This is a genomic window from Qipengyuania sp. JC766 (assembly GCF_040717445.1).
Classification (GTDB): Bacteria; Pseudomonadota; Alphaproteobacteria; order Sphingomonadales; family Sphingomonadaceae; genus JC766.
Genome location: NZ_JBFEFL010000001.1, coordinates 1,647,672 through 1,667,130, shown reverse-complemented (window position 1 = coordinate 1,667,130; position 19,459 = coordinate 1,647,672). Strand labels below are relative to the sequence as shown.

The 19,459-nt window shown below is 63.0% G+C and carries 17 protein-coding genes; 10 read left to right on the top strand and 7 right to left on the bottom strand.

Going from position 1 to position 19,459, the window contains the following annotated elements; all coding sequences use genetic code 11:
- Positions 1–44 precede the first annotated feature (44 nt).
- Genes AB1K63_RS08135 through AB1K63_RS08125 form a run of 3 tightly spaced genes read right to left on the bottom strand, consistent with a single transcriptional unit; the run spans position 45 to position 3,428 of the window.
- A complete protein-coding gene (locus AB1K63_RS08135; protein ID WP_366959596.1) occupies positions 45–1,181 on the bottom strand; it encodes an FHA domain-containing protein in 1,137 nt (378 codons plus the stop codon).
- Between the two features lie 4 nt (positions 1,182–1,185).
- A complete protein-coding gene (locus tag AB1K63_RS08130; RefSeq protein ID WP_366959595.1) occupies positions 1,186–2,829 on the bottom strand; it encodes a hypothetical protein in 1,644 nt (547 codons plus the stop codon).
- Positions 2,830–2,834: 5 nt separating this feature from the next.
- Positions 2,835–3,428 carry a hypothetical protein gene (locus tag AB1K63_RS08125; RefSeq protein ID WP_366959593.1) on the bottom strand — a complete coding sequence of 198 codons (594 nt, stop codon included), beginning with the start codon at positions 3,426–3,428 and terminating at the stop codon, positions 2,835–2,837.
- A gap of 244 nt (positions 3,429–3,672) precedes the next feature.
- On the opposite strand from AB1K63_RS08125, the gene AB1K63_RS08120 reads away from it, so the two are divergent.
- The 3 genes from AB1K63_RS08120 to AB1K63_RS08110 are packed head-to-tail and all read left to right on the top strand — an operon-like array spanning position 3,673 to position 7,012.
- Positions 3,673–4,095, top strand: coding sequence for a hypothetical protein (locus tag AB1K63_RS08120; RefSeq protein WP_366959591.1), 423 nt, complete (start codon positions 3,673–3,675; stop codon positions 4,093–4,095).
- A 2-nt stretch (positions 4,096–4,097) separates the two neighbouring features.
- Positions 4,098–5,297 carry a hypothetical protein gene (locus tag AB1K63_RS08115; protein WP_366959589.1) on the top strand — a complete coding sequence of 400 codons (1,200 nt, stop codon included), beginning with the start codon at positions 4,098–4,100 and terminating at the stop codon, positions 5,295–5,297.
- A 59-nt stretch (positions 5,298–5,356) separates the two neighbouring features.
- Positions 5,357–7,012, top strand: coding sequence for a cation:proton antiporter (locus AB1K63_RS08110; RefSeq protein ID WP_366959587.1), 1,656 nt, complete (start codon positions 5,357–5,359; stop codon positions 7,010–7,012).
- Here AB1K63_RS08110 and AB1K63_RS08105 read toward each other — a convergent pair.
- On the bottom strand, positions 7,009–7,710 hold the full coding sequence (locus AB1K63_RS08105; protein WP_366959585.1) for a queuosine precursor transporter: 702 nt from the start codon (positions 7,708–7,710) through the stop codon (positions 7,009–7,011). The genes AB1K63_RS08110 and AB1K63_RS08105 overlap by 4 nt on opposite strands.
- A gap of 119 nt (positions 7,711–7,829) precedes the next feature.
- Here AB1K63_RS08105 and AB1K63_RS08100 point away from each other — a divergent pair, with 119 nt between their 5' ends.
- The 7 genes from AB1K63_RS08100 to AB1K63_RS08070 all read left to right on the top strand — a co-directional run bounded on the left by AB1K63_RS08100 (position 7,830) and on the right by AB1K63_RS08070 (position 16,996).
- Positions 7,830–9,146 (top strand): nucleoside transporter C-terminal domain-containing protein, encoded by a 1,317-nt coding sequence (locus AB1K63_RS08100; RefSeq protein ID WP_366959580.1) that lies wholly within the window; start codon positions 7,830–7,832, stop codon positions 9,144–9,146.
- Between the two features lie 10 nt (positions 9,147–9,156).
- Positions 9,157–10,086: a 2-oxoglutarate and iron-dependent oxygenase domain-containing protein gene (locus AB1K63_RS08095; protein ID WP_366959578.1), complete on the top strand. Its 930-nt coding sequence runs from the start codon at positions 9,157–9,159 to the stop codon at positions 10,084–10,086.
- Positions 10,087–10,324: 238 nt separating this feature from the next.
- Positions 10,325–13,756 carry a carboxypeptidase regulatory-like domain-containing protein gene (locus AB1K63_RS08090; protein WP_366959576.1) on the top strand — a complete coding sequence of 1,144 codons (3,432 nt, stop codon included), beginning with the start codon at positions 10,325–10,327 and terminating at the stop codon, positions 13,754–13,756.
- 122 nt (positions 13,757–13,878) lie between these two features.
- Entirely contained in the window at positions 13,879–14,628 is a 750-nt protein-coding gene (locus tag AB1K63_RS08085) for a hypothetical protein (protein ID WP_366959575.1), read from the top strand.
- Positions 14,629–14,719: 91 nt separating this feature from the next.
- Positions 14,720–15,748, top strand: coding sequence for a mannose-1-phosphate guanylyltransferase (locus tag AB1K63_RS08080; protein WP_366959573.1), 1,029 nt, complete (start codon positions 14,720–14,722; stop codon positions 15,746–15,748).
- 4 nt (positions 15,749–15,752) lie between these two features.
- Positions 15,753–16,559, top strand: coding sequence for a class I mannose-6-phosphate isomerase (locus AB1K63_RS08075; protein ID WP_366959571.1), 807 nt, complete (start codon positions 15,753–15,755; stop codon positions 16,557–16,559).
- Positions 16,556–16,996 carry a DUF2721 domain-containing protein gene (locus tag AB1K63_RS08070; protein WP_366959569.1) on the top strand — a complete coding sequence of 147 codons (441 nt, stop codon included), beginning with the start codon at positions 16,556–16,558 and terminating at the stop codon, positions 16,994–16,996. Before AB1K63_RS08075 ends, AB1K63_RS08070 begins: the two co-directional genes overlap by 4 nt.
- Positions 16,997–17,033: 37 nt before the next feature.
- Here AB1K63_RS08070 and AB1K63_RS08065 read toward each other — a convergent pair whose 3' ends face one another.
- From AB1K63_RS08065 to AB1K63_RS08055, 3 genes are read right to left on the bottom strand one after another with little or no spacing between them, the layout of a single operon-like run.
- A complete protein-coding gene (locus tag AB1K63_RS08065) occupies positions 17,034–17,342 on the bottom strand; it encodes a polyhydroxyalkanoic acid system family protein (RefSeq protein ID WP_366959568.1) in 309 nt (102 codons plus the stop codon).
- Entirely contained in the window at positions 17,342–18,082 is a 741-nt protein-coding gene (locus AB1K63_RS08060) for a hypothetical protein (RefSeq protein WP_366959567.1), read from the bottom strand. The genes AB1K63_RS08065 and AB1K63_RS08060 overlap by 1 nt, the downstream gene beginning before the upstream one ends.
- Positions 18,083–18,098: 16 nt before the next feature.
- Entirely contained in the window at positions 18,099–19,310 is a 1,212-nt protein-coding gene (locus AB1K63_RS08055; RefSeq protein ID WP_366959565.1) for a toxic anion resistance protein, read from the bottom strand.
- Positions 19,311–19,459: the final 149 nt, after the last annotated feature.

The window sequence follows — 19,459 nt, the reverse complement described above, 5'->3', positions numbered from 1 at the left end:
CCGTTGGCGCGGGCGCCTTCCCGCATCGCAGTCAGCGCGCCCGGTCATGCCGTTTCTCCCAGCGCGGGGTCTCGCGTGATCGTGACCGTGCCGACCCTGTCATGTTCGCGGGTGAAGCCGATGCGCAGGCGCAATCTGTCGCCATGGCCGCCCAGCGGTTCGACGACGGATTCGTCTTCCAGGATGACCCGCTCGCCCTGCTTCAGGGCCTTGCCGCCCACGACCACGCCGTTGCGGCCCTTCGCTCTCAGGACGAGGCAACCGTTCTCGATGTAGAGGTCGAAATGCCGGCGCGACAGCTGAAGCGAGAGTTCCCGGTCGACTGTCCCGGCCGGATCGCAGACGAGTATCCGCACATCGCTCGCGACCCCTGCTTCTTCCGCCCATTCGCGTCCGAAGCCCAGAACGCCGTCGCGCGTCATGATCGGCAGGCCGGAGGCGACGCACTCGTCCGGCTTGAAACCGTGGAAGTCGAGCGGCGCACCGCGGGGCACCACCAGTCCGTTTTCCATTCCGCGCAGTCTCAGGCGCCGTTCCTCGAGATCCATGCGCTGAACGTGCATGTCGATCGCATCGACCGTCTGCCGCTCCCCGTCCTTGTGCCCGACATCCATCTTGATGACGTTGCCGTACATCTCGTTCTCGTTTGAAAACTGGATGGTGGGTGCGGTCTGGTGGGCCGCGTCTTCCACCGTCAGGAAAACGGTGGTGGCGAAGACGAAGTTTTCCTGGCGCTGCATGAACCGCGTGGAGACGGCCCACATGATCCGGATCTGGTGGGTCCCGGGCTTGTTGATCTCGGTCGCACAGACGCTCGTGCGCGCGCGCTCCAGCGGGGCGAGTTCCGACCAGCCCGGATCTTCCTGCCGCCAGTCGCCCTTTTCCTTACTCCACAGCCCGGTCAGGAACAGCGATCGCCCGTTGTTGGACTGGTTCACCATTTCGAACGGCAGCGCGACCGACCCACCGACCGGTGCATAGAGCGCAGCCCCCTTCACGATGACGAAGTGCAGATCCACGCAGCGATCGCACAGGGCGTCGCGGTCGAGGAGGCCGCCGCATTCGGCGTGGGCCATGCAGCGCACCAGCGGCTGGCCGCAGCCGCCGCACCACTGCGCATCGGGATGCGCTGCAATGCTTTCGTAGCAGCAATCCTTCGGGGCGAAGAGGCGGCGCTTCATCGGATCAGGTGCGCAGTTGCTGGCCGCATCCGACGCAGAAGCGGTCCTTGCCCCGGTTGGTCCGTCCGCAATTGGGGCATTCGACCGTTTCGGGCGGGGGCGGGGGTGCCATTGGATTGGCCCCTCCGCCACCCGCCCCCGCGGCGACGCCGGACGCCCCCTTCATCCCCGTCTCAAGGATCCGGTGCGTCTGCTCGCGTTCCTCCGACATCAGTTCGCGCATCAGCGCGACCTTGTCATGCGCAGCGCCCTCGCGGGCCTGGAATTCCGCGATCTTCATGTTGGCGACGTCTTCGCTCTCGCTCGCGTAGAACACCGCGGCGACTTCCGGGTCGATGCCCTTCAGCGTTGCGATCTGTTCTACCCTGCGGCGGGTATCCGCATCCATTTCGCGGATCTTGCGATCGGTCTCGGCATCCCCGCTCCGGATCTCGCGCGCGACATCGGCATCGGCCTTTGCGCCGTCGACCTGGTTGGAACGCTCCTCCAGATCAAGCGCGGAGTGTCCGGCTTTCTCCCCGATCGCGATCTTCTGCTCCTGCTCCTTCAGTTCGAGCTCGAGCCGGGCTTCTTCGGTGACCTTGCGCAGATAGACGCCGTGCTCCGTATCGAGCCGTTCGCGCGTCCGGCGCTGCTCGTCGTGGCGGGTCTGGAGATCTCCGAGGTCGAGGCCATGAGCGCTGTCCTCCAGCGCCATCCGGAATTTCGCCTCGCGTTCCCGGTCGAGGATCTCGATCTGGTGCTGCAGGGCTTCCGCTTCCTGTCGGCGGGCATGGGCCTCGCGCGCGTCGACGAAGGCGACTTCGGAGTTCAGGACCATGTGCCGAAGGTCGTCTTCGGTCACGTTCTGCAGTTTCTGCAGGTCCGCATTGCTGGTGAGCTTGAAGGCCGTCGCTTCGGACTGGCGACCGACCTCGCGCTTCATCAGTTCGAGCTGGTGGTCCATCGCCGCCTGTTCGCGTTCGATGCGGGCCTTTTCGAATTCCTGCCGTTCGGCATCGTTCATCGCGAAAGTGACGGACGCGGAATTGACCTGCACCCCGATCGCGCCCGCGATGCGCTTTGCCTCGGACATCATGTCGGCCTGCATCTGGTCCTGCATGCCGCGATTGCCGCGTATTTCCTCGGCGTCGTGCCGCCCGACGATATGCTCGAAGATCCGGTCCTCGAACTGGGGCTGCAGGCGCATCTGCACGTCGAAGACGGACAGGGCCTTGCGACCGGTCACCGACGGCTCTCCGTCGCTGTCGGGCACGGCGTTCTGCCGGCTGACCCCGCGCATGAGGCCGAGGATGTTCCCCGCCTGCTCCGGATTGAGCTGCATTTCGACCGTGGCGGTCCCCACGATCTCCACATGGTCGCGGCTCATCGCCTTGATCGGGAATTGGACCTGGAACGGCTTCAGGTCGGCCAGCATGATCGCGTAGTGATGCGATCCGCCGATGATACCCTTCAGGTTTTCCCACATCCCCCCGACGGAGAACTGGGTGCCCTTGTAGGCATCGATGAAGGCGCCGTCTCGGAATAGCAGGGCCGCGATATCGGGCGGTGCGGCGAAACGTTTCTCGAAGAATGTCTTGAAGTAATCCTCACGGGCGAATTCGGCGAGGACGTTCGGGTCGGTCAGGACCAGGGCTTGCGATTCCATTGCGTTCAGTCCTTCTGCCATTTCCGGTCGTAGAAATACTGGAAGACGTGGATGAGGATGATCACCACGGCGACGGTGGTCGCGATCGGATGGTTCTCGATCACGTATTGAAGCCGGTCGCCCACGGTCCATTCGGTCGCTTCATTGCCGACCTTCGTGACCTGCATGAAAACGCCGCTGACAGTGGTGAACAGCGTGAAGACCGAGAGGATGAGAGAGGCGAGCGACGCGATCCGCTTGGCGAGCGTCACCGGTTCCTTCCCGGCACGCAGGGCGGCGAGTTCTTCCTCGCGATCCCGATCGTCGAGTCGTTCGGCATGCTCGTGGCCTCGTGCGATGGCTTCACGGCGCGCCTTCTCGTCGACCTTCAGGAATTCCGGCTGCGCCTTCCTGTTGCGCCTGGCGGTCGATGCGACCGTCAGATTGTAGGCGCGCCGGCGCCACCAGGCGATGAGCGAGAGGAACAGCCAGACCGCGGCTACGACCAGCAGGATCTGGAAAGCCAGATCGAGAACGGGCCAGGCATCGTCGGGTATCCGGTCGATTGCATTCTGAGCCAGTTCCCGGCCGATCTCCACCGTCTTTTGCGCATTCTTCATCGCCAAGACCCCCAATTAGAGAAAAAGTAAAGTAATAGTTTGCCAAAACATAAGAAGATGAATGGCTGATTTTTAATTTTAGTATTGAATAAATCGAAATAACGTGTAGTCAATACGTCAGTTTCGATCAGCATTTCTTGTAAGGACTTGGAAAATGATGGATCCCCTCACGTCGCAAGAAATTCACGGCTTCGCTCATGGAAGGCGCGGAAGGGGTGGAAAGGGGATCAGAATTTTTTCCGACATGTTTCCCTACCTTCTGATCCCGGTCCTGCTCTACAACGTCATCGCCCTGTTCGCCGGGGACCCCGCACCGGACGGATCGCCGGCCATTCTCCAGTGGGTGGATGCGACGGCCTTTTCCCTGCCCATGCTGTCCGGCGTCACGCTCTCGCTTGGTTGGGGTGACCTGCTGGTGGTCTTCGCGGTGATCTTCCTCTTCATCGAGGTGGTGAAGGCGACCGGCACGGGGTCCGCAGGGATCGTGAACCACATGCTGTCCATGGGGCTTTTCATCGTCTGCTTCGTGGAATTCCTGATGTTCCAGAGCTTCGCGACATCGAGCTTCTTCATCATCACTATGATCGTCCTGCTCGATGCGCTGGCAGGGATGGTCGTGACCATCGTGTCGGCCCGCCGGGACTTCGGTGTCGAGGGGATGGGCTGAGGATGCGCCGCCGCCACGCCGGACTGATTGCGTCGGTCCTCGCGACCGGACTGCTTGGCGGCTGCGCCTTTTCGCCCCAGCTGCGGCAGGTGGCGGTCGACCACAACCGGACCGTCGCCGCGATGGAGGACGAGCTCACACTGCTGAATATCGTGCGGGCCAGCGAGCGCTTCCCGCTCCACTTTACCGGCATCCAGACGATCAACGGCAATGTCAGCGTAAGCGCCACTTCCGGTTTAGAGGCGGAACTGACCGGCGGGGCCGATCTGGTCGTCCCGGGGGTCGGAGGATCGGTCGCGACCAATCCCAGCTTCGTCGGAGCCGTCTACGCGACGGAGGACTTCCAGCGCGGTATCCAGCAGACGATCGCGCCGACCACCATTGCGAGCTACCTCGACGAAGGCTGGCCGGACGAACTGCTCATGGCGCTCTTCATCGAGCGGGTGGACATCTACGACGGGAACGTGCCGGCGGGCGAGCCGATCGAGAACGAGCCGATGCGGGGAAGCGGGTTCGAACATTTCCTCTGCCATTACCGGCTGGTCAGCCGACCGGCCATTTCCGGGGCGAGCATTCCGGGCATGGCCGAGCTCATCGATCGCGGCCTGCTCGCCGATGAGGCGCAGACCGGGGAAGCGAAGCGCAAGGAAATCGCCGCCTATCTCGATTTTGTGAAGCGGGACGACATGCGCGTCGACTCCCGCGGCGCGCTCGTCCTGGCGGGGTCCGCGAACTCTGTCGCGATAGAGCGCCGTCCCGTCTCGCGGTGCGGACCGGATCACGCGGCGAAAGGACGCGATTCCGAGATCGATGGCGACAGGCAATTGCGCTTCGAACCGCAATTCCGATCGGTGCAGGGCGTGATCTACTTCCTCGGCGAGTATGTCCGCGCCGACCTGAAGGGCGGAGACCAGAGACTGTTCCGCCTGCCGTTCGAGAACGACGAGTGTTCTGCGAGCGCCCCCGTCCCGCAGTACCGGAAACTGCTGTCGGTCGAACGAGGAGCGGGCGCTGACCTCGTCGCGACCCGGTTTCGCGGAGAACGCTTTTTCGTGCCCGACCGCGACCTTGCCAGCTGCGAGGCGGGGGCGACGGTGGAAGCGCGATCCATGCAAGTCATCGCCCTGGTCCAGCAGTTGCTCAACCTCCACAAGAGCGCCGACTCGCTGCCCACGACGCTCACGATCAGCGGGGGTCGTTAGCGCCGCTCTTGCTTTGTGCGCGAAGCCCGCCATTTTCGGCTGACGGAGGGTAACGGGGCATGATCGAGTTACTGGCATCGGGTGAAGGCGTGCTGGATGTCATCCAGCCTGCGATCGTCCTTCTCGGCCTTGGCATCCTGGCCGCGCTGGTCGCGAAGATCTGCCGCCTCAATCCCATCGTCGGATACATCGCGGTGGGCCTCGTGCTCGGGTTCGCTGGCTGGGCGGACCGGTTCGACGGACCGGTCGTGGCCGCGCTGGCCGAAGCCGGGGTCATGTTCCTGCTGTTCAATCTCGGCCTGCATTTTTCCCTGCGTCGCATCCGGGAGGAGGCGAGCAATATCTTCGGGTTTGGAACCTTGCAGATGCTGGTCGCGGGCGGGGGATTCACCGCGCTCGGCCTGCTCTTCGGGCTCGATCCGCTTGCAGCATCGATCGGGGGTTTCGCGCTGGGGCTGTCCTCCACGGCGGTGGTCATCGGGATCATCCGCGAACGCGACCAGGAGGATTGCCCGGTGGGCCGCGCCGCGCAATCGATCCTCATCTTCCAGGATATCGCCGCCATCGCCCTGCTCGTAATCGCGGGCAGTCTGGGCGCGGCAGGATCTGATCTCGGCATGGCACTCATCTTGGCGGCTCTCAAGGGCCTCGCCGCGTTCGGGATCGCCATCCTGTTCGCGCGCTATCTCACGGAGCCGCTGTTCCGGATCATCACCGGGATAGACAGCAGCGAAGTCCTGACCGCTTCCGCCCTTTTCCTTGCCCTCGCGGCCGGGTGGCTGACCGGGGCGGTGGGACTTTCGCTCACCCTCGGTGCATTTCTCGGCGGCGTGGCGCTTGCCGAATCGCGCTATCGGTTGCTCGTCCAGACGGAGATCGAAGCGTTTCGCGGGCTGTTCCTCGGCTTCTTCTTCATGACTGTCGGCCTGAGCCTCGATCCCGATGTCGTGGCGAACGAATGGTGGGCGGTCCTGCTGCTGGCGGGTGCCCTCATCTTCCTGAAGTGCGGTTTTAACGTGGTCGCCGGGCTCCTCAATCGCTGGTCGGTACCGGGATCGATTCAGCTCGGGTTCCTGCTGGGCCAGGGCTCCGAATTCGCACTGGTCGTTTTTTCGCTGCCGACCGTAGCCCTGCTGCTCGGGCCCGAAGCGCTCGCCGTCGTCATCCCGGCCATCGCAGTCAGCATGGCGCTTACGCCCGTCACGTCCAATCTGGGCCGGAAGCTTGCGGGCAAGCTGCGCCGGGGCCCGCCGGACAGCAAGCTTGCCGGCGAAGATGCGCCGATCCTAGTGATCAACATGGGCGACCTCGGACGGGCAGTGGCCGACGGATTGCGCGATGCCGATGTCGGGTATCTGGCACTGGAATCGAACAAGGAACGGTTCGAAACCGCGCTTGCCGACGGCTATCCGGTCCAGTTCGTGCCCGGGGGCGATCCGCGCAGCTGGAACCCGCTCGGCATGAGCAAGCGCACGGCTGTCATCGTCACCGACGGCAGAATCGAACAGATGCGGGCGATCAGCCCCGCGATCCGCGATGCGGCGCCGGCTCTCTCACGGATCATTTCAGTGGAAGGCGACCATACCGGCAGGGCGATCGACGACGATGCGGCCATCGTGGTCGATGTCTCCGACGGTGCCGGCGCGCAGAAACTCGTTCGCGAAGCGCTCAGGTTGCTGGGCGTGGAAGAGACGCCCGCCAGAAAACCGGCCTAGCCCGGCTGCCGTCCATCCAGCCACTTGGCGAACGCGACCCCGCCTCCGATCAGGAAAGGCACCAGCACGAAAGAGAGCGTGACCTTCGCGAGGACCTGCCCGATCAGCAGGTTGGTGATGTCGAATTCGCCGTAGAAGGCGAGAGTCACGAAGATGATCGAATCGATCGCCTGGCTGAGCGCACTCGCGATCGCGCCGCGCACCAGGATCGAAAATCCGCCGCCCGAAAAATTCCCGCGGAGCTTGTCGAAGATCCAGACATTGAGCAGCAGGGACACGAGATAGGCCACCGGTCCTGCCGAAACGACGCGCCAGAACTGCCCGTGCACCAGCTCGAAAGCGGCGTTCGCGCCCGGGCGCCCCTCGAGCATTTCTGGCGAGGGCGGCAGGGACAGGACGAGTGTCATGAGCACGATGGAGAAGGCGAGCGGCAGGAAACCCCACCAAACGATCCGGTTCGCGGTCTTCGTGCCGTAAAGCTGGGAAACGGTGCTGGAAATCACGACCAGCAGGAGAAACGCGAAGATGCCGGCTTCCACTGCCAGGTCCGTCGGCCAGAGCTGGACCTGCTTGAACGCGAGGAAACCCGCCAGCACCGTCATGCCGCCATACAGCAGCATCATCACGAAAAGCCCACGCGGAATTATCCAGTTCTGGGCGGCCGGGGCGAGGGGTGGAGCGCTGGCAGGTCGGTTCATCCGCGTGGCCTAAAGTCGAATTTGTGAAATGAAAAGCATGGAAGACGTTGCGGATTTGACTCTTGCGCAATCCCGGCCAACACGTGCGGGCGAACCGTGAACAGCATTGCAGGGGATCGATGCCTCCTTTTCTGACGAGCCTGATCGGGATCCTCGTGATCCTCGGCATTGCCTTTTGTCTTTCGAACGGGAAACGTCGGATTCGCCTGCGGGTGGCGGCGGCGGCATTCGCACTGCAGGCGCTGATGGCGGTCATCGTGCTGCGCGTGCCGCTGGGCCAGACCGCGATCCAGGGCCTGTCCAACGGCGTCATCGCCCTCCTCAACTACTCGACGGTGGGCATCGAAGCCGTCTTCGGATCGATGGAGACGAACCCTTTCGCGAACTCCTTCGTGATCGCCGCGCTTCCGGTCATCGTGTTCTTCGCGGCGCTGGTGTCTATCCTCTACCATCTCAAGATCATGCAGCTTCTCGTTCGCTGGGTTGGCGGGGCGATCGGCTGGATCACGGGGATCGGCAAGGTCGAAGCGTTGGGGAGCGCGGCCAACATCTTCGTCGGCCAGTCCGAAAGCCCGCTCGTCGTCAGGCCCTATCTCGCATCGCTCAAGCCGGCGCAGATATTCACCCTCATGAGCGTGGGCATGGCCGGCGTCGCCGGGACCATCCTGGCCGCATATGCGAGCTTCATCGGCACGCAGGCGGTTCCGTTTCTGCTGGCCGCGGCCTTCATGTCGGCGCCCGGCGGTATCCTGATGGCCAAGATCATCTACCCCGACGAGCCCGACGCGGTGCCCGAAGGTGCCGTGCCGATCCGGCAGGCCGAAGTTGGCGGGACGACGGCGGAGGGCCCCGGCGCCCTCGATGGCGGCAGGCCGCACGAGGTTGCCGTGGCCGAAACCTTCGAGGAAGGGGAGAAGCCTGCCAACATCATCGAGGCCGCGGCGCAGGGCGCGATGACGGGTGTACGCCTCGCCGTCGCAGTGGGCGCGCTCGTGATGGTCTTCGTTGCGCTGGTCGCGCTTGCCAATGGCGCGCTCGGCGGCATCGGGGGGCTGTTCGGGTTTCCGGATGTCACGTTCCAGCAATTGCTGGGCTACGTCTTTGCGCCGGTCATGTACCTGATCGGAATCCCATGGGGCGAAGCGCAGTTCGCCGGGGGACTGTTCGGCACCAAGGTCGTGCTGAACGAATTCGTCGCATTCATCGAACTGGGCGAACCGGGCGACAACGTGCTCAGCGAGCGTAGCCGGGCCATCGTCACCTTCGCCCTGTGCGGCTTCGCCAATTTCAGTTCGATCGCCATCCAGATGGCGGTTACGGGCGGCCTTGCTCCGAACCAGCGGCCGGTCATCGCCCGGCTGGGCCTGCGTGCGCTCGCCGCCGGGTCGCTTGCCAATCTCATGAGTGCCGCTCTCGCCGGCCTCCTTCTCGCCTGAGGAAACTTCCATGACTGCCCCCGCCACGGATATTGCCAGCGTATCGCTGGAAAAGCCGCTTCCCGAAATCGCCGACCGGCTGGGGGAAAGCTTCAGCGAGTTCGGCTTCGCCATCGTCCGTGATCACGGAATCGATGCCGCGCTGATCGCGCGCGCGGAAGAGCTCGTCCGCGAATTCTTCGCGCTCCCGGCCGAAACAAAGCGCAAGTATCAAATCGAAGGCGGCGGCGGTGCGCGCGGGTACACGCCGTTCGGCAAGGAAAAGGCCAAGGACGCCGAGGTCCACGACCTCAAGGAGTTCTGGCATGTCGGGCGCAGCCTGCCTTCGGGCCATTTACTCGAACAGTTCATGGCCCCCAATGTGTGGCCGGACGAAGTCGATGGCTTCGAGGAGACCTTCAAGGCGCTCTACGATGCTTTCGAGGAAGCGGGGCGGCGCATCCTGCGCGCCATTGCGATCCATCTGGAACTGCCCGAGCATTTCTTCGATCCGACGGTCGAGGATGGCAATTCGGTCATGCGGCTGCTGCATTATCCGCCCCTGTCCGACGAGGCGGCGGAAGGGGCGATCCGTGCCGCGGCGCATGGGGACATCAACACCATCACGCTGTTGCTCGGCGCCGAAGAGGCGGGCCTCGAACTGCTGACGAAGTCGGGCGACTGGCTCGCGATCGATCCGCCCGCCGGATCGCTGGTAGTGAATATCGGGGACATGCTCGATCGCCTGACGGCGGGGCACCTGCGTTCGACGACCCACCGCGTGGTCAATCCGAAGGGAAAGGCGGCAAGGCGCGCGCGCTACTCGATGCCGTTCTTCCTGCATTTCCGTCCTGACTATGTAATCGAGACCCTGCCGGCGTTCGCGGACGGAGAGATTCCCGAGCCGATTTCGAGTCACGATTTCCTGCTGCAGCGCCTGCGTGAAATCAATCTGGCCTGATTCGATCCGCTACACTACGAAGGGCGAGCTTTAGCCAACTTGTGTTGCGCTGCAGCAACACCATAAAACTCCATTGTTTACAGTGATTTGGCCGTGCACATTTCACCGATGTGCAGCGGACCTGTGATTTGTCACAAATCTGTAACCGGACCTACTTTTTTTCGTCTTTTACTCGCCCTATCGGCGCGCCTGTTCTCCTCCACCATTCCTCCGGACACGAACAGGGACCGTATCTCCTATGAAGCTCAAGTATCTCCTGGCGGCCAGCGTCGTCAGTCTCTCCGCCGCCGCAACGGTATCGACGCCTGTCGCCGCCCAGCAGATCACCACCGGCATCCAAGGTTTCGTGACGGACGAAGCCGGCAATCCGCTCCCGGGGGGAGAGGTCGTCGTGACCGACACCCGTACCGGTACGAGCCGTACGCTTTCGGTCGGTAACGACGGATCCTTCCGCGTGGATAGCCTCGTGACCGGCGGTCCGTACTCCGTGACGGCCACCGCGTCCGGATACGAAGGCCAGACGGTCGAAGACGTATTCACGAACCTTCAGGGCAACACGCAGCTTACCTTCACCCTTTCCAGCACCACCGGTGCGGAAAACATCATCGTGGTCACCGGTGCCCGCGTCCAGCTCAGCCAGCGGGCGATCGGACCCGGCCAGTCGTTCGGCGAAGAGACGCTCGAGTCGTTTCCGTCCATCAGCCGCGACATTCGCGACATCATCCGCATCGATCCGCGCGTCAGCCTCGACCGCTCGAACGAAGTCGATCGTGTTTCCTGCCTTGGCGGAAACGACCGCACGAATGCTTTCACGGTCGACGGCATCGCCCAATCCGACCTCTTCGGCCTGAACGGCACGCCGTTTGCTAGCCGCAATTCGCTGCCGCTTCCCTACGATGCGATCCGTGAAACCTCGGTCGAATTCGCTCCGTTCGATGTCCAGTACGGCCAGTTCACCGGCTGTGCGATCAACGTCGTGACGAAGTCGGGCCAGAACGAGTTCCACGGTTCTGCCTTCTTCACATACGCCGATGACGGCCTTCAAGGCGACAGCATCGAAGGCACGAACTTCTCTGGCGCTCCCTACAAGGAGAAGCGCTGGGGCGCGACGCTCGGCGGTCCGATCATTCCCGATCGCCTGTTCTTCTTTGCAGGCTATGAGGAAACCGATCTTGCCGACAGTCAGCTGACCGGCCTGCCCGGCCAAGGCTTCGCCAACGAAGTCGATTTCGTCACCCAGGCCGATTTCGATCGCTTCTCCGACATCCTGAGCAATGTCTACGGCTTCGAAACCGGTGGTCAGGCGACGACGCTGGCCGAAAACAGCACGCGCTATTTCGGCCGAATCGATGCCTACATTACCGACGATCACCGCCTCGAGGCGACTTACCAGCGCCTGGAAGAAATCAACGTCGAGGAAGACGATTTCTCGCTTACCAGCCGTGTCTTCACCGGTCTCAACAGCTTCGAAGCCGAAGGCACCGAGAGCGACTACTACTCGGTTCGTCTCTATTCCGACTGGTCCGACAACTTCTCGACCGAAATCCGTGCCAGCCGCGCCGAGGTGCAGGATATCCAGGGCCCTGTGGGTGGCGGTGAAGCGCAGAGCGATATGCCGATGCCGCGGTTCGTCGTCGGAGTAAACAACGGCGGCAACAACGGTTCAATCGTGGCAGGCCCGGGCTTTTCCCGCACCTCGAACGAGCTCAACACCACGGTCACGCAGATCAAGGCGCTCGCTCGTTTCAACCAGGATAACCACACGATCACGGTTGGCGGTGAATTCAACCAGCTGGACGTGTTCAACCTGTTCGCGCAGAACTCGACCGGAACGCTGACGTTCACCAATCTGGACGACTTCGCCAACGGCATCCTGTCCGGCGGAACCAATACCTTCCCGGACGGCGATGCCATCAATGCAGGCGAAGCGGCCGGAGCGTACGGCAACTTCACCGCCAGCGGCGACATCAACGATGCAGCCGCCGAGTGGAAGCGCAACACCTGGGTCGCGTATATCCAAGACGAGTGGCAGGCGACCGAGCAGCTGGGCGTTGTCGCCGGCGTTCGTCTCGAGTGGCTTTCGGGCGACGCCCCGGATGCGAACCCCAACTTCTTCGATCGCTATGGCTTCACGAATGCGAACAGCTTCGGGAAAATCGATCCGGTGGTACTGCCGCGTCTCGGCCTGACCTACGACCTGTACAATGACGGGTTCATCCGGAATACGCAGATCAAGGGTGGCGTGGGTCGTTTCACCGGCGGCGATCCGGCGGTCTATTTCTCCAACGCGTTTTCGAACAACGGGTTCGCCGTCGGGTTCGGTCAGACCGGCCGCGCCGGGTGCTTCCCGACCGGGCAAGCGGACGTGACAACCGGCAATACCTTCAATGGGGTTCCTGCTTGCGTCGTTACCCAGGCGTCGAACCAGTCCGCTGGCGGACTCGCTGATACCCAGTCGACCGATCCCGACTTCAAGCAGCCGACCGTCTGGCGCGCGAACTTCGGTCTTTCGACGGAATTTGGAACGGAAACCGGGTTCTTCTCCGATTGGCGTCTGAACCTCGATTTCATTTACAGCCGCTTCCAGAACCCGGTCGACTTCGTCGATCTGTCTCAGGTCGTGGACACGCGTCTCGGCAACAACGGTTTCACTGTCGATGGTCGCCCGATCTACCGCGCGATTGATCCGAGCATCGATGGTTGTACGGCAACCCTGATCGATCAGGGCGGTCGTCCGCCGCAGTATACCAATGTGAATGCGGCGTGCTTCTCGACCAGCCGTGACGACGAAATCCAGCTTACGAACGGTGCTGATTTCGAGAGCAAGATCGCGTCCGTGGTGTTCAGCAAGAACTGGCGCCGTGGCCTGTTCACCGACGGTGGTGGCGTAAACTTCAACGTCGGCTACGCCTACACCGACTCGGAGAACAACCGGTATTCGAACAGTTCGACTGCGACCTCCAGCTTCGACATCGTCGCAGCGGCGGATCGTCAGCAGGTCGATGTTGCGACTGCCGAATTCGAGAACCGTCACAATATCACGGCGGCCTTGAACTTCCGCGAAGCGTTCTTCGGTGACTACGCGACGAGCTTCGGCTTCGTGTTCCGGGCCACTTCGGGACGGCCGTATTCGATCGTCTGGGACAACGCCCCTTCGGCGGTGCTGAACGACAGTGCGAGCGGTGACTTCAACTCGCTGTTCTATGTGCCGACCGGTCCGAACGATCCCAATGTTGTTTTTGCTGACGCGAATTTCGCCAATGCACTCGACCAGTTCATCACGAACAACGATTGCATCAACGATTTCCGTGGGCAGACGATCGAACGCAACAGCTGCCGGAACGACTGGTACTACGACCTGGACCTCCGGTTCGGTCAGGAAATTCCGGGGCCGCTGAGCGCGTTCGGTTTCAAGGAAGACAGCCTGCGCCTGTTCGTCGATTTCGACAACTTCCTGAACCTGCTGGACGACGGCGCGAATGTACGGGAGTCGTATGGCTACTCGGAAGCGCTGGTTCGAGCGAATGTCGATGGCGACGGACGCTACGTCTACACCCCGATCAACGGGCAGTACGATGATGCGGCAGGCACGGTTTCGCTGCGTGATCCGTTCATCACGACCTCGTCCTCACTCTGGAAGATCCAGCTCGGCGTAAGCTACGAGTTCTAGGGCTCTTCAAATCTGAAAAAACGGAACGGCGGTCCCTTAGGGGCCGCCGTTTTGTTTTGGGCTGGCTTGATTTGTGCGCGGGGGATTGCGGTGGTCGCGCGCTTGCGCTTGAACATGCGCCGATGGAGCAGCCCAGCAGCTACACCGCGACCCGGCGGCGTCCGAGCGTCCCCCTGATCGTCGCGATCCTGATCCTGCACCTCGCGGCGTTGTACGCACTCGCCCGCTTCCTGGTACCTGACACGATGGGGGCGTTCGAGCAGGACATCGCGCAGGCTCTCACCACCGTGTCCGTCGAAACTCCGGACCAGCCGGATCCGCCACCCGCGCCTCCCGAGCCTGACGAGGGCGCACAGGGTGCGCCCGGGCAGGAGGCGACGCCTCGCCCCGTGCAGGTGCCCGAGCCCGCGCAGACGCTCTCCGATCCGACGCCTGCGCCACAAGCGACCTCGACCGGACGGGACAACCGGTCCGGAGCCCGGGACGAGGGTGCGGGAACCGGCGCTGCAGGAATCGGAAGCGGGACCGGCAGCGGGCAGGGCGGGACCGGGAGCGGAAATGGCGTTCCGCGCGTTGCCGAAAGGCCGCGCTTCCTTTCGACCTCCATCAACGATGCGCGCGATTTTCCGGTACCGGAAGGGGGCCGGTCCACAAGGTTTGGCACGAGTGTCACGGTAGTCGTGACGGTTGGCACCGACGGGCGCGCAACCGACTGCCGAGTGTCGGATCCCAATCCCGATCCCGAGGTGAATGCCCGCATCTGCGCGCTGGTGCGGGAAAAGGCACGCTGGGAACCGGCACGCGACCAGTTCGGCGATTTGATCCCGGCGCAGGCCGGCTACCGGCAACGCTTCTGCGCCGGATCGTGCTGAACAAACGCCCGGCGCCTCGCAGAGCCGAGACGGCGATTGCAACACGGAGCCGCTACGGGCACAGGCGCGCCATGACCTCGATGGCAAACGCATGATACATCCCGTCATTCTCTGCGGCGGAAGCGGCACCCGGCTGTGGCCCTACAGCAGGTCCCAAAGGCCCAAGCCGTTCCTGCCGGTCGTGGGACGGGACACCATGCTCGACGCGACATTGCAGCGCTGCAGCAGCAGGAAGCTGTATCACCCGCCGATCATCGTCGGCGGTCGCAGGCACCGCGAACTGCTCGCCGATGCGACAGGCGACTACGAAGATGTATCCATCATCATCGAACCCGAAGGGCGCAACACCGCGCCCGCGATAGCGCTCGCCGCCCTGCAACTGCCCGAAGACGCCATCATGCTGGTCTGCCCCAGCGACCACCATATCGGGGACGAGGTCGCATTTCGCGCCGCCGTCGAAGCCGCCGCGGCGCTGGCCCGGGAGGACTGGCTGGTAACTTTCGGCATCGAAGCAACCCGGCCCGAGACCGGCTACGGCTACCTGAAAAAGGGCGTTGCCCTCGGCAGCGGCTTCCGCGTGGCGGAATTCGTCGAGAAGCCGGACCGGGAACGCGCCCGCGCCTATCTGGACGATGGCGGCTATAGCTGGAATGGCGGGCTGTTCTGCTTCCGGGCCGGCTGCTTTCTCGACGAGCTGGAGCGCTATCGTCCGGACATGATCTCGGCAATCCGTCAATCGGTCGCGCGGGGTAGGGACGAGGACGGAATCTTCCTGCCGGATGCCGACGCTTTCGCCGGGATAGAGGGGGAGTCCGTCGATTACGCGGTCATGGAGAACACCGACCGGGCCGCCATGGTGGCCGCTTCGATGGAATGGTCGGATATCGGCGACTGGAACGCGGTCCGGACCGCCCGCGAAAAGGACGAGAACGGCAATGCGATCAGGGGCAAGGCAGACCTCGTCGAATGCCGAAATGTCATAGTCCAGAGTGACGGACCGCGCGTCTCGGCCATCGGGCTGGAGAATGTCATCGTCGTGGTGGACGGTGATCAGGTCCTGGTCATCGACGCCGACGAGGCCCAGCGGGTGGGCAAGCTGCCCGGCGTGACGAAGACCTGAGCCGATGCAGAAGCTGCCGCAGATCAGGGTGGAAAAGGTGTGGGGCAGGGACGTGCTGCCCGCGCCCTTCGATGCCGGCGGCAAGAGGATCGGCGAGATCTGGTTCGATCCGGTCGCCCCGCTGCAGGATCTCCTCGCAAAATATCTTTTCACGAGCGAAAAACTGTCGGTGCAGGTCCATCCCGACGATGCGCGGGCGCCGGAAGGTGCGCGCGGTAAGGAAGAGTGCTGGCTGATCCTCGATGCCGAACCGGGGGCCCCGATCGCTGTCGGGCTCGCGCGAAAGCTGGACGACGACGAGCTCAAGGCCGCCGCGCTGGACGGATCGATCGAGAGCCTGCTCGTTTGGCATGAAGTCCGCCGGGGCGATTTCTTCTACCTGCCTGCGGGCACGGTGCATGCGATCGGGGCCGGGATCACGCTGGTGGAAATCCAGCAGAACAGCGACGTGACTTATCGTCTCTACGACTACGGCAGGCCTCGCGAGCTGCATCTGGACGAGGCGCTGGCCATCGCGGACCGGGGCCCCGCCGACCCGCAACATTTTGCCAGCTTCGATCTGGCCCGGCCGTCCACACTGGTGGACGGGCCGAAGTTCCTGCTGGACCTGTGCGTCGGCTCTCCGCCTGAAGCGATCCGGCGCCGATACTCGGACGCGTGCCTGGTATTACCGCTTTCGGGTCATCTGAAACTGGATGGTCTGGCGTTGGCGCCGGGCGAGGCTGCGAACGCGGCAGGCGCATCGGGCATTGCGTGCGATGAGGACGCCGCCTACCTCCTGGCGCGCCCGGTTTCTGGAACGGATCGATGATTGCCCAGACTATCCAGCTGGCGCTGGCGCCCGTCTTCGTCCTGGTGGCCATAGCCAATCTCATGAACCTGCTTTCGGCCCGATTGGGCCGCGTTGTCGATCGGTCGCGCGAACTGGAGGTGCTGCATGGACAGACTACTGGTGTCGAACACGACAAGTGCGTGCTGGAGCTCAGGATCATCGCACGACGCATCGAGCTGATCGGAAGGGCCATCGTTCTCCTGGTCTGGGCAGGTCTGGCAATCGGGCTGACCGTAGTCCTGCTGTTCGTCGGAGAGTTCGCGGGACTCGACTATCCGCAGATCGCTGCCGGCGTGTTTATCGTGTCGATCGGATTGCTGATGACCGCGCTGATGCTGTTCGTCCGCGAAACTCAGGCAGCATCCGCCGCGCTGCGCATTCCCGAGACCTACCTGGAACTGGACCGGAACGTCTAACATCCACCACATTCCGGTAGCTGCTGCCGATCCGCTATCAGGAGTTGGGCGGCGCCAGCAGTTTCTCTCCATTGGCACGCACGGCTTTTTCCACGACGGGCGCGAAGAAGGACAGGGCAGGCGGAAGATCCAGCTGGAAGACCAGCTGAGTGTCCTCGATATCAACGTGACCGGCCACCGTCTGCCCCATGGCCGCAACGCGCATCTGCATGCGGTCCTGCGTCAGCCACTCGGTCTTCACGTCGGCCATCCCTCCGGGGATGTACTTGCCCAGATCGGGCGTGCGCTCGTTCATGCGCCGGCGAACTTCGTCGCGCGGCAAGTCGTGCGGGATAGCAACGCGCATCAGGCTGCAGGTCCTTCTTCGTCGCTCGAGCGGTTTTCCAGATAACGATGACGGATGGCCAGATCGTCCAGCGCTCCGTCGGCAAGTTGCCGCGTCACCGCGTCGATTTCCTTGCTGATATTGCCGAGGCTTTCCGTCAATTGCTGGTCAGGCGTGGTGCCGGCACGCTTTTCGGTCCGGAGATGCCCGGGGATTTTGTGATAGCTGTCGATCGTCTCGGGCAGGATTTCGCCGACCAGGCGCCGAATTTCGTGCGTCTTGGGGTGATCCTGCTCGACCGCTTCCAGTTGCATGCCTAGAGTATCGAGTTGCACGCCCATTTCGCTCACGATGTTCGCTGCCGGGGCGGGCAGGGCCGCGCGTTGGGATTCGAGCCACAACTCGGTGCGCCCGACCATCTGGCGCACATCGCCCTTGTTGAGGTCCGCCCGCTTCGGAACTTCCATCTTCGGAAAGACGGTGAAAGCGACGATGGCCGCGATGACGGCCAGGATCGTCAGCATGACACCGGTAAATCCGATACCGCCGATGATGATGCCCGCGGCAACGGCGGCCACCATGATGGCGCCGATCGCCAGGATGATGCGCACCAGTTTACGGGTCCAGTGCTGCATTTTCAGCTTGGCCGACCCTTTCCCGATCGACCCTGTCTGACGGTGCCGCCCGCCGGCGCGGTTGTCCCGCGCCAGGATCCGGCCCTCTTCGATCAGCCTGTCGGACTGGGTGGTCAGGTCGCTCATCGCGTTATCCCGGCGCTCAGTCTTCGACCGTCAGCAAGCTGGTCTCGCTGCCGATCTGCTGCTGCGCACGCGCCTGCCCTTCGGCACGGGCGATATAGCCCTTCGACTTCTCGACTTCGTCGGTCAGCACCGTCACGGTCTGCTTCATGCTGTCGAGCGCGCGCAGCTTGAACTGGTCGACCTCGTCCATGGTGTCGTAGATATTCTGGAACGCGCGCTGGAGCGTTTCCAGCGGGATGGTGCTCGACGCGGCCTGTTCGTGGATCTTGCCGGTCTGTTCGCGCAGCATCTTGCTGGTCGAATCGATGATCCCGGCGGTCGTCTCGTTGAGTGCGGTAATCTGTCCGAGAACCAGGCGCTGGTTGGTCATCGCCTCGCTTACCGTCACGGCCGTACGAAGCGCTCCGACGGTCGTGGTGCTTGCGCGATCGACGCCCTTCACCAGTTCGACATTGTTCTTCTTGACGAGGTCGAGGGCCAGATATCCCTGGACGCTGACGGCCATCTGCGTGAGCAGGTCCTGGGTCCGCTGACGGACGTAGAAGAGTGCGGTTTCGCGCACTGCTTTCGCTTTTTGCGGATCGGTCGCGTCGAGCTCCAGCGCCTTTTCTTCCAGCTTCGCGTCCAGCGAATTGGAAATATGGATCATCTGCTCCAGATCACCCATCGCTTCCCACAGCTTCTGGCGCTCCACGTCGATCGCCGCATTGTCCATCAGGAGCTCGTCCTTGCCGTTGGCGAGCTTGTTAAGGATCTGCTGGATGTGCGTCTGCGCGCTCTGGTAGCTGCGGAAATAGCTCTTGAGCTTGTTGCCCCAGGGAATGATGCCGAGAATCTTGTTGGAGCCGGTAAGCTTGCCGCGCCGCGACGGATCGAGTTCCTCGACCACGGTCCGCAACTCCGCCAGGTTGGCACCGACGCCCTCGTCCTTGTCCATGGCGCGAACGGGGCGGTCGAGGAACCGGTTCGACATCTGGCTGGCCGCCATGATTTCCTTGCGGCCCATATTGGTCAGCTGATCGACCTTCTTGCCGAACTCGGGCGAGTTCGCGTCCTGTGCCAGCAGTTCGGAAACGAACCCTTCGACCTTCTTGTCGAGCTTGCTCTTCGTCTCCGCAGAGACAGGCACGAGGCCTGCCGCCTTCTCGGGCGCCACTTCCGGCACGGGATCGGGCGCGGTCAATTCGAGGTCGGTCGCAGTTGCAGTCTTGGTTTCGGTCGCGCTCATGGTTTTCCTCATGGGTCCTGCGAGTGTATTAGGCATCTAAGACACGCCTTTCAACCTTGCCGCATAGGCGCACGCGCGTCCATGCTTTCATGGAGCGCGACGGTCGGCTAACCGTGGCCCCGTCATTCGTTAGCAAAGCGGACTTCCTC

Coding starts and splice junctions, on each gene's coding strand:
- AB1K63_RS08135 (WP_366959596.1), bottom strand. CDS start 1,181: ATGAAGCGCCGCCTCTTCGCCCCGAAGGATTGCTGCTACGAAAGCATT.
- AB1K63_RS08130 (WP_366959595.1), bottom strand. CDS start 2,829: ATGGAATCGCAAGCCCTGGTCCTGACCGACCCGAACGTCCTCGCCGAA.
- AB1K63_RS08125 (WP_366959593.1), bottom strand. CDS start 3,428: ATGAAGAATGCGCAAAAGACGGTGGAGATCGGCCGGGAACTGGCTCAG.
- AB1K63_RS08120 (WP_366959591.1), top strand. CDS start 3,673: ATGTTTCCCTACCTTCTGATCCCGGTCCTGCTCTACAACGTCATCGCC.
- AB1K63_RS08115 (WP_366959589.1), top strand. CDS start 4,098: ATGCGCCGCCGCCACGCCGGACTGATTGCGTCGGTCCTCGCGACCGGA.
- AB1K63_RS08110 (WP_366959587.1), top strand. CDS start 5,357: ATGATCGAGTTACTGGCATCGGGTGAAGGCGTGCTGGATGTCATCCAG.
- AB1K63_RS08105 (WP_366959585.1), bottom strand. CDS start 7,710: ATGAACCGACCTGCCAGCGCTCCACCCCTCGCCCCGGCCGCCCAGAAC.
- AB1K63_RS08100 (WP_366959580.1), top strand. CDS start 7,830: ATGCCTCCTTTTCTGACGAGCCTGATCGGGATCCTCGTGATCCTCGGC.
- AB1K63_RS08095 (WP_366959578.1), top strand. CDS start 9,157: ATGACTGCCCCCGCCACGGATATTGCCAGCGTATCGCTGGAAAAGCCG.
- AB1K63_RS08090 (WP_366959576.1), top strand. CDS start 10,325: ATGAAGCTCAAGTATCTCCTGGCGGCCAGCGTCGTCAGTCTCTCCGCC.
- AB1K63_RS08085 (WP_366959575.1), top strand. CDS start 13,879: ATGGAGCAGCCCAGCAGCTACACCGCGACCCGGCGGCGTCCGAGCGTC.
- AB1K63_RS08080 (WP_366959573.1), top strand. CDS start 14,720: ATGATACATCCCGTCATTCTCTGCGGCGGAAGCGGCACCCGGCTGTGG.
- AB1K63_RS08075 (WP_366959571.1), top strand. CDS start 15,753: ATGCAGAAGCTGCCGCAGATCAGGGTGGAAAAGGTGTGGGGCAGGGAC.
- AB1K63_RS08070 (WP_366959569.1), top strand. CDS start 16,556: ATGATTGCCCAGACTATCCAGCTGGCGCTGGCGCCCGTCTTCGTCCTG.
- AB1K63_RS08065 (WP_366959568.1), bottom strand. CDS start 17,342: ATGCGCGTTGCTATCCCGCACGACTTGCCGCGCGACGAAGTTCGCCGG.
- AB1K63_RS08060 (WP_366959567.1), bottom strand. CDS start 18,082: ATGAGCGACCTGACCACCCAGTCCGACAGGCTGATCGAAGAGGGCCGG.
- AB1K63_RS08055 (WP_366959565.1), bottom strand. CDS start 19,310: ATGAGCGCGACCGAAACCAAGACTGCAACTGCGACCGACCTCGAATTG.